A 14,036-nucleotide genomic window follows, 5' to 3' on the forward strand; every position below is an offset into this window, starting at 1 on the left:
GGAGAAATCGCCGCTGAACCTTCTCGACCAGCCATTCTCCGGCTTTGGCAAAAAGCCGGTTCGAAGGCTTTTCCGCCATGTGCCGTTGCCTTTCGCAACGAACGGTCAACCGACTGTGAATAGCACTTGCAGGCACGTGGTTGTCAGGCGCCCACCGAACTTGACAAGCAGTCTTGCAGGAACTGCGTCGAGCACTGAACGTTTGACCAAGCGCGGGCATCTCCGCCTTGGCTAAGGACCATCAATGTTCACGTTCATGTTTGCCACCGGCATCGAGAACAGCACCCCCACCATTCGACAAGGCCGGGAGCGCGTCGACGAAATGGAAAAATGCCGCTTCTACGAACGATGGCGCACCGACTTCGAACTGGTCCAGGATCTCGGGGTGCATTTCCTCCGCTACGGACCTCCCATCCACAAAACATGGCTGGGTGACGGACGTTATGATTGGGCATTCGCCGATGAGACCTTCGCGGACCTGAAGGCGAAAGACATTCTTCCGATCGTCGACCTTTGCCATTTTGGCGTGCCGGACTGGATTGGCAACTTCCAGAACCCGGACTTTCCGACACTATTCGAGCACTACGCCAGGGATTTCGCGATGCGCTATCCGTGGATCCAGCTCTTCACCCCAATAAATGAGATGTTCATCTGCGCCACCTTTTCGGCCCGCTGGGGATGGTGGAACGAACAACTGAGCAGCGACACTGCTTTCGTCACCGCCCTCAAGCACATCGTGAAGGCGAACGTGCTTGCCATGCGGGCGATTCTCGAGGTGCGGCCGGACGCCATCTTCATTCAGAGCGAATCCTCGGAATACTTCCACGCCGATTCTCCCGAGGCGGTCGGCAGAGCGGAACGGTTCAACAGCGAGCGTTTCCTGTCGCTTGACCTCAACTACGGTCATGACGTCGACGCGCACACCTATCGCTATCTTCTCGAAAACGGGATGACGGCCGAAGAATACAGTTTCTTCCTGGAAAGCCATCTGCGCAGGCATTGCGTGATGGGCACCGACTATTACCAGACCAACGAACATCGGGTTTGGGCAGACGGAACGACGTCCGGGTCCGGCGAGGTGTTTGGCTATGACGAGATCACGCGGCAGTACTTCAACCGCTACCGGCTTCCCGTAATGCATACGGAGACCAACATCAGCGAAGGCCCCAATGGAGACGAGGCCGTCTATTGGCTGTGGAAAGAGTGGGCCAACGTGCTGCGGATCCGCAACGATGGCATCCCCATCGTAGGCTTCACCTGGTACTCGCTGACGGATCAGGTGGACTGGGACAGTGCGCTTCGGGAGAACAACGGACGGATCAATCCGCTCGGCCTCTATGACCTCGACCGAAATCCGAGGGCGGTGGGGCGCGCTTTCAAGGCGCTGATCGCGAACTGGAACAAGCTGTTGGCCACACAAAGTGTCTGCCTTGCTTTGCCGGTCTTTCTTCCCTCACAGCAAGACGATGCCATTGTTCGCGCGCAACAGGATTATGCGCGCAGCCTGCTGAGCGTGGATCGGGTCGCTGAAGGCTGGACTGAACCACTTGCTGCTCCCCAGAAAGAGGTCGAACCCGATGCGCCTGGATAACAAGACTGCATTGTAACCGGTGCTGCAAGCGGCATTGGACTGGCCATCGCCATGCGGTTGGGCACCGAAGGTGCACGGGTGAGCCGACGTGGGTGGAGGCAAGGTCGAGAAGGCGCGCATCGGTTCGACAAGGGGCGCGCCGGGGAGGCCGCTATCACGGTGCTGTCGACTTGCGCTCACGCGTTCGGCAGGTTGGTAATAATCGTCAACAACGCGCCGGCCTGATAATCTTTAACCATTGAGGCATTCACTAGAGCGGGCTGGCTGAAGGTGCTGAGCGTCGACCTGCTGGGAGCAATTTATTTCGCCGGAAAGGCATTCGCTCATATGACATCTGGGGGCGTCATCGTAAAACATATTGAGTGTGCGCGGTCGAGACGAGCTCCGCATGTCGAGCTATACGCCGCGGCAAAGGCCACCCTCCTGTCTCTAACCGAGACCCGACGCAGTTCGCACCTTGGCCGACTGGGCATGAATCCGGACGATTACCGAACCAAATGGAACCTGCCTCGCAATTACCCGATGGTGGCACCCAACTATTCGGGAAGCGTTCCGCATATCGCCTCTAACACCCAGTAGCGGACAGCTCTCGCCTGAGGCGTCAGTCGTCGTTGAAGCGCTCCGGCATCGCATTCGAGGCCAAGGCTGGTGCACAAGGATCATGACATCGAATTCCACTCTTTACAGGAACAAGTGCCTTTCCTCGGGATTAGGATTCGACGCCGCAACGGCGTCGAACCCCAAAGGAGACTCACATGAAACGTAAGATTTTGACAGCTACAGCGATCTCTCTCTGTCTCGCCACCGCGGCCTTGGCGCAGTCGTCGGGAACATCCAGCGGCACGAACGGAACGTCCGGCTCATCGGCCGGGTCCAGTATGAGCTCTACGTCCGGCTCCGGCCAAAGCGGTATCCCGAGCGGCTGGGACAGCAAGCTCTCCGGCTCATTCTTCAGCGACGCCAATTCGGGAAGACTTCTGTCGCAGGATGAGATCCGCAAGAACTGGTCGTCCCTGAGCTCTGAACAGCAGGCACAGGTTCGCTCCGACTGCTCGAGGATGACGGCCAGTAACGGCACTGGCTCTGGCACAATGACCGGCACGTCAGGTAGCTCGGCTTCGACCGGCAGTGATACAACGGCGAGTATCGGCACCGGCTCTGGCACAGCCACCGGCACTTCAGGCAGCTCTGGTTCGACCGGCAGTAACACCACGGCCAGCAACAGCACTGGTTCGGGTACAACCACCGGCACGTCGGGATCCTCGAATACAGCTGGCGATACGACCGCCAGCACCAGCACGGGTTCGGGCGCGAACTCGGCTGCTCAAATGGCTTCGATGCGGCAACTCTGCACTCAGGTTCAAGGGATGTGAGTGAATGCGGCGCTCCGGGCCGGCTTGGCCGGAATAAGAAGAGGCCTTGAAGGCCCGGGCATCGCTTTGGTTTGGTAGCCATTTCGGCGCTGAAGTCGGCCGGAGACCGGGGTGACAACTCGGCGCTTGTCGCGCTGCTTTTCTATCGCCGGCGACCGTCACTCGCCAATAGCGCGCTTCGCGTCGAGACACTTCTCCCGGCTGAGGCAAGCGAGATTCCGTCCCGTCCATACCTGCCAAGATAGACCGTCTCGCGGCCTCCGTTGAGCCTGTAATCCAGCCGAAAGGAGATCGCGCCACTAGGCATGACGCGAACATACATGCCGTCACGGTCCGCAATCTTGTAGATTTCTCTTTTGGTTCAGGGCTTTAAGGGCGACGTCCGTCAGCATTCCCCGGTACCTCCTGAAAAGTACCGTCAGTACAATTTCGAGGCTCTTCGGCAGAACATTCGTTTTATCTCCAGTGCCTTAAGGCATCAAAAAACACCGTTAGAGCCTCATTGGATCTGACGGTACTTCGAAAAATCTGAGCTAGCAATTTGCGGAAGGTCCGTCAGCCGGTCCGTCAAATCCAATCTCCGCACCGATTGTCGCTGATTGTCTCCGAATGGATTTATACGTGTTATCAAATGGTTGTGGCGTACAATGGCGTGTTTTCGGCGGCGTTTGAGTGGGCCTGAATCACTCCCACTCGATGGTGCCTGGCGGCTTTGACGTCACGTCGTAGACGACGCGGTTGATGCCGCGGACTTCGTTGATGATGCGGGTGGCCGCCGCGCCGAGGAAAGCCATGTCGTAGTGGTAGAAGTCGGCGGTCATGCCGTCGACGGACGTCACGGCGCGCAGGGCGCAGACGAATTCGTAGGTGCGGCCGTCGCCCATCACACCGACGGTCTGCACCGGAAGCAGCACGGCGAAAGCCTGCCAGATGGCGTCGTAGAGGCCGGCCTTGCGGATCTCGTCGAGATAGATGGCGTCGGCCTCGCGCAGGATTTCGAGCTTTTCGCGGGTGATACCGCCGGGGCAGCGGATGGCAAGGCCTGGTCCGGGGAACGGATGGCGGCCAATAAAACTTTCGGGCAGGCCGAGTTCCTTGCCCAGTGCCCTCACCTCGTCCTTGAACAGTTCGCGCAGCGGCTCGACCAGCTGCATGTTCATGCGCGCCGGCAGGCCGCCGACATTGTGGTGCGACTTGATGGTCACCGACGGGCCGCCGGTGAAGGAGACGCTCTCGATGACGTCGGGATAGAGCGTGCCTTGCGCCAGGAAATCGGCGCCGCCGAGTTTCTTGGCCTCTTCCTCGAACACTTCGATGAACAGCCGGCCGATGGTCTTGCGCTTCTTCTCGGGGTCGGACTCGCCTTCCAGCGCCGAGATGAATTTTTCCGACGCGTCGACCAGGATCAGCGGCAGATTGTAGTGCTGGCGGAACATCGCCACCACGCCGGCCGCCTCGTCCTTGCGCATAAGGCCATGGTCGACGAGGATGCAGGTCAGCTGGTCGCCGACCGCTTCGTGGATCAAAAGTGCGGCGACCGAGGAATCCACGCCACCCGACAGCGCGCAGATGACCTTGCCCTTGCCGACCTGCTTGCGAATGGTTTCGACCGCATGCTCGCGATAGGCGCGCATCGTCCAGTCGCCTTCGATGCCGGCGATGTTGTGGACGAAGTTCCGGAGCAGCCTGGCGCCATCCGGCGTATGCACCACCTCCGGATGGAACATGATGCCGTACATCTTGCGCGCGACATTGCCGAAGATGGCGAAGGGCGAGCCTTCCGACTTGCCGAAGACTTCGAACCCCTTGGGCAGCGAGATGACGCGGTCGCCATGGCTCATCCACACCTGGTGACGCTGGCCGGGCGCCCACAGGCCTTCGAACAGCGGGCTGTCCTTTTCGATCTCGACGAAGGCGCGGCCGAATTCGCGATGGTTAGAGCTTTCGGCGACGCCGCCCATCTGCACGCACATGGCCATCTGGCCGTAGCAGATACCGAGCACCGGCACGCCGGCATCGAAGACGATCTGCGGAGCGCGCGGGCTGCCGATGTCTGATGTCGAGGCGGGACCGCCCGACAGGATCACGGCTTTTGGATTGATACGCTTGAAGGCAGCTTCGGCCGATTGAAACGGCACGATCTCGGAAAACACGCCGGCCTCGCGGATGCGGCGGGCGATGAGCTGCGTAAACTGACTGCCGAAATCGACAATCAGGACTGTATCGGGATGATTGGCTGTCGTCATGGCGAGCCTTTAGAGAAAGAAACGAGTCGGCGCAATGGGGTGCGTAGCCCGACTTTCAGAGCGCTGCCGGCTCTTGCCCAGGCTGCTCCTTGTGTAGCGTGCCGGAGCCGATGGCCTGTTCGAGGCGCACGACTGCATCCGCCAGCTTCTCGTCGATGACATGCAGATATTCGGTCCAGTCTCCAACGTGGCGCAGATCGGCTGCACCGTCTGAAATGCCGCGCAGGCCGATAAGCGGGACATCGAACAACTGGCAGGCGCGCAGGCAGGCGAAGGTTTCCATGTCGACCATGTCGGCGGCGATGGCGTCATAGGCGGCACCGGTGATGATGGCGCCGCCGGTCGACAGGCTGGCTTCTTTAATGCCCGGTATCCTGAACGGCAGCGGCACTGTCACCGGCAGGTCGAGAAACGGCGTAACCCCTTTCTCGAAGCCCAGCGGCGAAGCGTCGATGTCGCGATAGCTGACCGAGACCGCCTGGTAGATTTGCGTCTGTTCAAGCGTGCGGCTGCCGGCGGAGCCGAGCGAGACGACGAGATCGGGCAACGCCTTCTCGGATTTCAGCCATGACAGTTCGGCGCCGAGCCGCACACCTGCCTCTACCGGGCCGACGCCCGTCATCAGCGGCGTGAACAGTTTTTGCAGATGCGGACCGTACTCGGCCTGCGCCGCCATGACGAAAAGTACGTCCTTGCCGCCAATTCGCGACACTTTGCCGGTCATGAATTCGACTCCCTCGGCTGCGGAACAAAAAGGGCGGTGCTCTCGTCGGCTGCCGGCCCTTCGCTATGGCTCCGGGTCGCTCGAAAAGCCAATTTGGGGGCTTTTCGTCGGTTACACGGACCACTCCTCATCCCGCTATCCCGTCACGGCCAACCACCGTCATCATCGTGCCGGTCATGGTCGCGATCAGCTTGGCCTCGCCATCGGCGGCAAAGGCGTACGCCTGGCCATCGGCGACAATGATGGTGCGGCCGGGTTTGGTCACCGAGCCGCGGAACAGGAAGCGTTCGCCCCGGCCGGGCGCCAGGAGGTTGACCTTGAATTCGATGGTCAGCACGCCGGAATTTTCCGGCATCAGCGAGAACGCGGCATAGCCGCAGGCCGAGTCCAGCGCCGTCGAAATCACCCCGGCATGGAGGAAACCGTGCTGCTGGGTCAGTGCCTGGGAATAGGGCATTTCGATCTCGATGATGCCCGGCGTCACAAGGGTCAGCTCGGCGCCAATGGTCGCCATCGCCTGCTGGCGGGCGAACGACGCCCTGACGCGGTCCTCATAATCGGGTGCGGGTACGATCTTTGCTGCCATGGCCATCGCCCTGATTTATCTGCAAAGCTTATCGCAGACGCCTGAACGCCACGCAAATGCTTTTGCTGCACTGCAGCAAAGCACTCAGTTCAACAGGAGCAGCGACGCATTGAGCAAGGTGGCGAAGGCCACCCATAGGGCATAGGGCGCAAACAGCCAGCCGGAAACCCGGTCGCGGTTCCACACCGTGGCTATGAACAGCGCAATGCTGGCGAGAAGAGCCAGGATCACGACCAGTGCCGGCGCCACCAGTTTGGCGCCGAAGAAAGTCGGCGACCAGGCGAAGTTCAGAACAAGCTGGAGGGCCCAGATCTTCATCGCGGCGCCTGCTCGTTCCCGCTCCCATGTCCGCCAGCCGGCCACGGCGATCAGCACATAGAGGAGCGTCCAGGCCGGCGCGAAGACCCAGTTGGGCGGGTTGAAGGGCGGCTTGGCGAGCGAGGCATACCATTCACCCGGCAGCGTCGCATAGCCGATCAACAGGCCGCCGCCGAGCACCAGAAGGAGGAAAAGCAGAAGCGACACATATCTTTGCAAGAATTCTACCCCGTCTGGCGGCCGACGCCGCGCATCTGCAACTGGAGCGCTATGTCAGCCTGTCAATCGCAGCGTCAATTCGCCCGACGCAGCGCACAGAAATAGAAGCCGTCGGTGCCGCTCAGAGCCGGCGACAGCGAGATATCGCTTGTCTTGCCGATCCGGGCGGCCGCTGCGTGACCGGGGAAGCTGGCATCCCAAAGCGCGCGATGATCGACCGGAACGAAGCCCTTGTGCCGTTCGCGAAAGGCGGCGACCTGCTCGCCATTCTCCTCGTCGAACACCGAACAGGTGATGTAGACCAGCAGGCCGCCCGGTTTGACATAGGCCTTCGCCGCATCGAGGATCGCCGACTGCTCGCCCTTGCGGGCATCGAGCTGTCTTTGCGTCAGCCGCCATTTGGCGTCGGGACGGCGCCGCCAGGTGCCGCTGCCGGTGCAGGGCGCATCGACCAGCACAATGTCCATATGGCCCACGAGGGGGCTGAGTTCAGCCGGCTTGGTGACGACCTGCACGTTGCGGTTTTCCGAACGGCGGATGCGGTCGAAGATCGGCGCCAGTCGCGCCTTTTCGGCATCATGGGCGAAGACCTGGCCTTTGTTGGCCATCGCCGCAGACAGCGCCAGCGTCTTGCCGCCGGCGCCGGCGCAGAAGTCGAGCACCTGCATGCCGGCCTGCGCGCCGGCAAGGGCGGCAACGATCTGCGAACCCTCGTCCTGGACCTCGAACCAGCCTTTCTGGAAGGCCGGCTCGGCCTGTACGTTCGGGTGCCTGCCGTCGCCGTCGATGGGCGGGATGCGAATGCCTTGCGGCGCGATAGCAGCCGGTTTGGCGCCGGTGTCGGCGAGTTCAGCCAGCACTTTGGCGCGGTCGGATTGCAGCGTGTTGACCCTGATGTCGAGCGGCGGGCGGGTCGCCAAGGCAGCACCTTCCGCGACCCAGCCTGCGCCAAAGGCTCGTTCGAACAACGGCGCGCACCAGTCGGGTACGTCCGCTCGCACCGCCTCCGGCGCGCCTTCAGGCCGGCGCTCGGCCAGCGCCTGCAACTCGGCGGCGCTGAGCAGCGGCGGCGCGAACTTGTCACCCTGGAGCGCATCGTTAAGCGATTGCGGCGTCTGGCCCCATTCGATGAGCAGCGCGCCGAAGCCGATGGCGCGGGGCGTGTCTTCACCCAAAAGCCAGCCGGCGGAACGTTTGTGGCGCAGCGCGTCGTAGACGATGTTGCCGATCGCCGCGCGGTCGCCGCCGCCCGCAAAGCGATGCGACAGGCCCCAATCTTTCAGCGCATCGGCCACCGGCCGGTGGCGCCGGCCAATGTCGTCCAGCACTTCAATGGCTGCCGCCAGCCGTCCGCCCAGTCGCATTCGTCATTCCATCTATCGAGCACAGTATCTTTCGGCCTGCTCTTAGAGCGTTTCGCGTCGAGATTGAACCCCGCTTGAATTTCGCGGCGACGAGGCCTTCCGCTCGCGGCGACGATTTTCCCCGCCGGCAAATGTCCGCCCGCCGGCGATAACAAATCTCAAATATATGCAAGGTCTCTAATGTTGGTAACTGGCCGCCGTAAGCACGATCTGTGGCGCAATTGCTCTGCTTTCCAAGCTTTTGCGTTGGGAATACTCTTTGCGCCATGATTCGCGGCGCGGAAAAGCGGACCGACGGATCGATACGAGGAGAGGGCAATGAAAACGTATCTTGCGGAAGTTCTAGGGACATTTCTATTGGTGTTTATCGGCACGGCGTCGGTGGCGACGGGTGGCTTTCTCGCCGACTTGCCGCTGGGCCAGGAAGCCATCGGCCTGGCGTTCGGCATCGGCCTGATTGCGGCGGCTTACGCGGTGGGTCCCATCTCAGGCGCACATCTCAACCCGGCCGTCACGCTCGGCGTCTTCCTTGCCGGCCGGCTGCCGGCCAAGGATGTCATTCCTTACTGGATCGCGCAGATCATCGGCGCCATTCTGGCCTCGCTGGCCCTGTGGATCATCGTCTCCGGCCAGACCGGCGGGCACACCACCGGTTTCGGCGCCAATGGCTGGGACGTGGCGAAATGGGGGACGAGTTCGGCCTTCCTGTGGGAGCTGATCGGCACCTTCACCTTCGTCACCGTCATCCTCGGCGTCACCGCCGAGAAGCACTCGACGGCGTTCGCCGGCCTGGTCATCGGCCTGACACTGGCCGGACTGCACTTCGCAATGATCCCGGTGACCGGCACCTCGCTCAATCCGGCGCGTTCGATCGGCCCGTCGCTGTTTACCGGCGGCGCAGCCCTCAGCCAGCTCTGGCTGTTCATCGTTGCGCCGCTGATCGGCGGCGCAATCGCTGGCGTCGTCGCCAAGGCACGCATCTTCGAAAAGGACTGATTTCGAAGCCTGCGAAAACGAAGGGCGCGGGCCTCGGCCCGCGCCTTTTTGCTTGGGAGGCACTGCTATCAGGCGGCGATGTCGAAACGGTCGGCGTTCATCACCTTGGTCCACGCCTTGACGAAATCACCGACGAATTTCTGCCCGGCATCCGCCGACCCGTAGACCTCGGCCAGCGCGCGCAGCTGCGCATGCGAGCCGAAGATCAGGTCGGCGCGCGTGGCGGTCCACCTGACCGCCCTGGTCTTGCGGTCGCGTGCTTCGTAGACCTCATGCGAGCCCGGGTCGGAGGCCGGATCCCAGATGGTGCTCATCGAGAGCAGGTTGACGAAGAAGTCGTTCGTCAGCGTGCCCGGCCTGTCGGTCAACACACCATGCTTCGAGCCGCCGGTGTTGGCGCCGAGCACGCGCAGGCCACCAACCAGCACCGTCATCTCCGGCGCCGTCAGGTTGAGCAGTTGCGCCCGGTCGACCAGCATGGCTTCGACCGACATCGGCGGTTTGCCCCTGACATAGTTGCGGAAGCCGTCAATTTTCGGCTCGAGCGCCGCAAAGGAATGGACGTCGGTCTGCGCCTGCGAGGCGTCGGTGCGGCCGGGCGTGAAGGGAACCTTCACCGCATTGCCGCCATCCGTTGCGGCTTTCTCGACCGCGGCGACGCCGCCGAGCACGATGAGGTCGGCCAGCGAGACCTTCTTGCCGCTTGCGTTGAACTCGTTCTGGATGGCTTCGAGCTTCGCCAGCACGGTAGCCAGTTCGACAGGCTGGTTGACCTCCCAGTCCTTCTGCGGCGCCAGGCGAATGCGCGCGCCATTGGCGCCGCCGCGCTTGTCGGAGTTGCGGAAGGTCGAGGCCGAGGCCCAGGCGGTCGAGACCAATTGCGAAACGCTGAGGCCCGAAGCCAGGATCTTGGCCTTCAGCAATGCGATGTCCTGGTCGCTGACCAGCTCATGGTCGACGGCCGGAACCGGATCCTGCCAGATCAGCTCTTCCTTCGGCACCAACGGGCCGAGATACCGCACGACCGGCCCCATGTCGCGATGGGTGAGCTTGTACCAGGCACGGGCGAAGGCATCGGCGAACTGCTCCGGATGCTCATGGAAGCGGCGCGAGATCTTCTCATAGGCCGGGTCGGCCCGCAGCGCGAGGTCGGTGGTCAGCATTGCCGGCGCATGACGCTTCGAGGGATTGTGCGCGTCCGGCACCGTAACCGCGCCAGAGCCGCCCTTCGGCGTCCACTGATGGGCCCCGGCCGGGCTCGTGGTCAGCTCCCATTCGAAGTTGAAGAGATTGTCGAAGAAGTTGTTGCTCCACTTGGTCGGCGTCGTCGTCCAGGTAACTTCGAGGCCGGACGTGATCGCATCGCCGGCAATGCCGGTGGCATGCTTGCTCGACCAGCCGAGGCCCTGCGCCTCGATGCCCGCGCCTTCCGGCTCGGCGCCGACCAGTGTTGCATCACCGGCGCCATGGGTCTTGCCGAAGGTGTGGCCGCCGGCGATCAGCGCCACGGTTTCCTCATCGTTCATTGCCATGCGTCCGAAGGTCTCGCGGATGTCGCGGGCCGAGGCCAGCGGATCCGGCTTGCCGTTCGGCCCTTCCGGGTTGACGTAGATCAGGCCCATCTGCACCGCGCCGAGATGGCCGTGCAACTCACGGTCGCCGGAATAGCGCTGGTCGTCGAGCCACTTGGTTTCCGAACCCCAGTCGACATCCTGCTCGGGCTCCCAGACATCGGCGCGGCCACCGGCAAAGCCAAAGGTCTTGAAGCCCATCGATTCCAGCGCGACGTTGCCGGTGAGAATCAACAGGTCGGCCCAGGAGATCTTGCGGCCGTATTTCTGCTTGACCGGCCACAAAAGCCGGCGCGCCTTGTCGAGATTGGCGTTGTCCGGCCAGCTGTTCAGCGGCGCGAAACGCTGCTGGCCCGCACCGGCGCCACCCCGGCCGTCGCCGATGCGATAGGTGCCGGCGCTGTGCCAGGCCATGCGGATGAACAGCGGCCCGTAATGGCCGAAATCGGCCGGCCACCAATCCTGCGAATCCGTCATCACCTTGTGCAAATCCTCGATCACCGCGTCGAGGTCGAGCGTCTTGAACTCCGCGGCGTAGTCGAAAGCTTCGCCCATCGGGTCCGAAAGGCTCGACTGCTGGTGGAGAACGCCGATGTCGAGCTGGTTCGGCCACCAGTCGCGGTTGGTCCTGGCGGAGGTTCCATGCGCGACCGGGCATTTGCCGGCGCTGTTGTCGTCGGTCATCGCGTCCATCTTGGCCTCCGAATTGCTGATTTTATGTGTTGTTTTTTCCGGGCCGGCCGGGAGCCGCGCCACTCTGGAATGGTTCCAGACTAAGCCGTCTCTTCGATAAAAACAAATTGCCTTTCCTGTTTGTTGCGATAGGCTTTCCTTATGATTGGCTTGACCGTGCGGCAGATGCAATATTTCGAGGCTTTGGCGCAAACGCTGCATTTCGGCCGCGCCGCAAAACTCGCCGGCGTCAGCCAGCCGGCGCTGTCCGCGCAGATCGCCGAGATGGAGCAAAGGCTGAACTGCCGGCTGTTCGAGCGCGGCGGCAAGACGGTGCGGATGACGGAAGAGGCGCAAGCGCTGCTGCCACGCATCGAGCGCATCCTGCGCGACATCAGTGATGTCGAGACGACGGCCCGGCGCGGCCGCCCGGCCATGGAAGGCCGCTTCCGGCTGGGCATCATCCCGACCGTGGCGCCGTATCTTTTGCCGCATGTGCTCCCGGAGCTGAAGCGGCATTTTCCGTCCCTGCAGCTCGAACTGCGCGAAGCAGTGACGGCATCACTGGTCGAGGACACGGCAACCGGACGGCTCGACGCCTTCATCGCCGCGCTGCCGCTCGAGCAGCCGGGCCTGGTCACCGAGGAACTGTTCGCCGACCGCTTCTTCCTCGCCGTGCCAGCCGGAGATCCAGCCTTCGCCTCGCCACCGGTGCCGCCGGAAAGCCCGGCGCTGGAGCGGTTGATGCTTTTGGAGGAAGGCCACTGCCTGCGCGAACAGGCGCTGGCCCTGTGCGGCAGCGTGCGTCCCGTAGCAATGGCAAGCTACGGCGCCACCAGCCTGACGACGCTGCTGCAGATGGTGGCGCATGGTCTCGGCGTCACGCTCATCCCCGAAATGGCGGCAAGGCCGGCCAGCGCCATGCCGGACCTCAAGATCGTGCCGTTCCAGGAGCCAATGCCGCAACGCACGATCTGCCTCGCCTGGCGCCGCAACAAGGTGCGGCATGATGAATGCGTGGAACTGGCGAAGATCATTCGGGGGTTGGATGCGGCGGTGCTGGGGGTGTGAGTCGTTTGGGTCTTGGATGGCGCCTTGGGAACCCCGAAAAGAAACTCAAATCAGGCGCGTTCGAGAATACCCGCCTTGACGGCTGGTCGCCAGATCGCACCAAAGCCTCAAGGGATAAATACCAGAAATACATACGCGAAAAATACCACGGCATGGACGATTCCGGTCAGGAAGGTCGTCCTTTCGTTGCTAAAGCTTACGCCGCATATGAAAAGCGCTAAAACCAAAAGCACTGCATCAGCCTCCGGCAGCCCCAGGGTTAACCCTCGCCCCGTCAGCAGGCTGGCTGCTGCGACCGCCGGTATTGTCAAACCAATCGTGGCGCAGGCCGAACCCATTGCGACATTCAGCCCGCGCTGCAGCTCGTTGTTGAGTGAAGCGCGAACCGCCGAAATGGCCTCCGGCATCAAAACCAGACCCGCGATCATTGCTCCCACAATGCTGTCAGCCTGGGCCACCTGGTAGGCAACGAGCGCATCTTCCACACTTGCGGCGACCTGCTCGGCGAGCATGACAATTCCGATCAGTCCGATGACCAGGAGCAGAGCGCTGGAAGAGACGCTTTTGTGAGGGGCGGTTCGCGCCGGAACGTCGTGTGCCAGTCCTTCGATGAAGTCGTCCCGGTGCCGGACGGTTTGCGCGAACACAAAACTTGCATAGAGCAGCACAGAAAGTACGCTCACAAAACCAAGTTGAGCTGCTGAAAATGTGCCGGGATCGGTGGTCCGTGTATAGGTCGGCAGGATAAGCGTCATGACGGTCAGTGCGACCAGAACGGCCAGATATGCGCTGGTCCCTTGCCGGACAATTGCCTGCTTGCGGTGACGCCAGCCGCCAAACGTGAGACACATTCCGACAACGCCCGTGGAGGCAATCATCACCGTCGAGAAGACGGACTCACGTGCAAGCGTGGGGTTGTTCTCTCCATGCAGCATCATGGAAACGATGATCGACACCTCGATAGCCGTCACGGCAAAAGTCAGCACCAATGTGCCGTAGGGCTCTCCCACACGGTGGGCAACCGCCTCGGCGTGGTCGAGCACCACGAAAATGGTGATGAACATGATCGCACTCGAAAGCGCTCCGACGAGGACCCTGACGCTCTGCGAACCTTCGTCCACCGATAGCCCGCTGGCTCTGACCGCAACGGCCATCGCGACGGCAGCCAATGGCATCGCATAGGACGTCACCAATCGTGCGAAACCAGTCATTCAAGCCCCCATGCGTTTCTGCGAACCTTGCGGCAGGCCTGTATGGAGCACCCCGATGTCATTGCGAAGCCGGCAATCTCCATCACCGGCCTCA

The 14,036-nt window shown here is 62.1% G+C and carries 12 protein-coding genes and 1 pseudogene; 4 read left to right on the forward strand and 9 right to left on the reverse strand.

Going from position 1 to position 14,036, the window contains the following annotated elements; all coding sequences use genetic code 11:
* Positions 1–244: 244 nt before the first annotated feature.
* Entirely contained in the window at positions 245–1,591 is a 1,347-nt protein-coding gene (locus NKI64_RS10275) for a family 1 glycosylhydrolase (RefSeq protein ID WP_023667728.1), read from the forward strand.
* A 237-nt stretch (positions 1,592–1,828) separates the two neighbouring features.
* Entirely contained in the window at positions 1,829–2,170 is a 342-nt protein-coding gene (locus NKI64_RS32125) for an SDR family oxidoreductase (protein WP_460221634.1), read from the forward strand.
* Positions 2,171–2,342: 172 nt separating this feature from the next.
* Here NKI64_RS32125 and NKI64_RS10290 read toward each other — a convergent pair whose 3' ends face one another.
* The 7 genes and pseudogenes from NKI64_RS10290 to NKI64_RS10320 form a co-directional block, all read right to left on the reverse strand.
* A complete protein-coding gene (locus NKI64_RS10290) occupies positions 2,343–2,891 on the reverse strand; it encodes a hypothetical protein (protein ID WP_023667727.1) in 549 nt (182 codons plus the stop codon).
* Positions 2,892–3,125: 234 nt separating this feature from the next.
* A pseudogene (locus tag NKI64_RS10295) lies at positions 3,126–3,356 on the reverse strand (Arm DNA-binding domain-containing protein); the annotation flags it as partial.
* Positions 3,357–3,647: 291 nt separating this feature from the next.
* Positions 3,648–5,210, reverse strand: coding sequence for a glutamine-hydrolyzing GMP synthase (gene guaA, locus NKI64_RS10300; protein WP_023732330.1), 1,563 nt, complete (start codon positions 5,208–5,210; stop codon positions 3,648–3,650).
* A 55-nt stretch (positions 5,211–5,265) separates the two neighbouring features.
* Positions 5,266–5,934, reverse strand: a complete 669-nt coding sequence (locus tag NKI64_RS10305) for a 5'-methylthioadenosine/S-adenosylhomocysteine nucleosidase (RefSeq protein WP_023732331.1) — start codon at positions 5,932–5,934, stop codon at positions 5,266–5,268.
* Between the two features lie 127 nt (positions 5,935–6,061).
* Positions 6,062–6,520 (reverse strand): PaaI family thioesterase, encoded by a 459-nt coding sequence (locus NKI64_RS10310; RefSeq protein ID WP_023701303.1) that lies wholly within the window; start codon positions 6,518–6,520, stop codon positions 6,062–6,064.
* A gap of 84 nt (positions 6,521–6,604) precedes the next feature.
* On the reverse strand, positions 6,605–7,057 hold the full coding sequence (locus NKI64_RS10315; RefSeq protein WP_023732332.1) for a TspO/MBR family protein: 453 nt from the start codon (positions 7,055–7,057) through the stop codon (positions 6,605–6,607).
* A gap of 74 nt (positions 7,058–7,131) precedes the next feature.
* Positions 7,132–8,421, reverse strand: coding sequence for an RsmB/NOP family class I SAM-dependent RNA methyltransferase (locus tag NKI64_RS10320; RefSeq protein WP_023732333.1), 1,290 nt, complete (start codon positions 8,419–8,421; stop codon positions 7,132–7,134).
* Positions 8,422–8,739: 318 nt separating this feature from the next.
* On the opposite strand from NKI64_RS10320, the gene NKI64_RS10325 reads away from it, so the two are divergent.
* Positions 8,740–9,417 (forward strand): MIP family channel protein, encoded by a 678-nt coding sequence (locus NKI64_RS10325; RefSeq protein WP_023732334.1) that lies wholly within the window; start codon positions 8,740–8,742, stop codon positions 9,415–9,417.
* Between the two features lie 68 nt (positions 9,418–9,485).
* Here NKI64_RS10325 and katG read toward each other — a convergent pair whose 3' ends face one another.
* Complete coding sequence (gene katG, locus NKI64_RS10330; protein ID WP_023732335.1) at positions 9,486–11,681, reverse strand: catalase/peroxidase HPI; 2,196 nt, start codon at positions 11,679–11,681, stop codon at positions 9,486–9,488.
* Positions 11,682–11,822: 141 nt separating this feature from the next.
* Between katG and NKI64_RS10335 the strand changes: the two genes are divergently transcribed.
* Positions 11,823–12,731 carry a hydrogen peroxide-inducible genes activator gene (locus NKI64_RS10335; protein ID WP_023667719.1) on the forward strand — a complete coding sequence of 303 codons (909 nt, stop codon included), beginning with the start codon at positions 11,823–11,825 and terminating at the stop codon, positions 12,729–12,731.
* 107 nt (positions 12,732–12,838) lie between these two features.
* Here NKI64_RS10335 and NKI64_RS10340 read toward each other — a convergent pair whose 3' ends face one another.
* Complete coding sequence (locus tag NKI64_RS10340; RefSeq protein WP_023732336.1) at positions 12,839–13,942, reverse strand: calcium:cation antiporter; 1,104 nt, start codon at positions 13,940–13,942, stop codon at positions 12,839–12,841.
* Positions 13,943–14,036 lie beyond the last annotated feature (94 nt).

Origin of the sequence: Mesorhizobium sp. M0478 (assembly GCF_040321305.1) — a bacterium.
Taxonomy (GTDB): domain Bacteria; phylum Pseudomonadota; class Alphaproteobacteria; order Rhizobiales; family Rhizobiaceae; genus Mesorhizobium.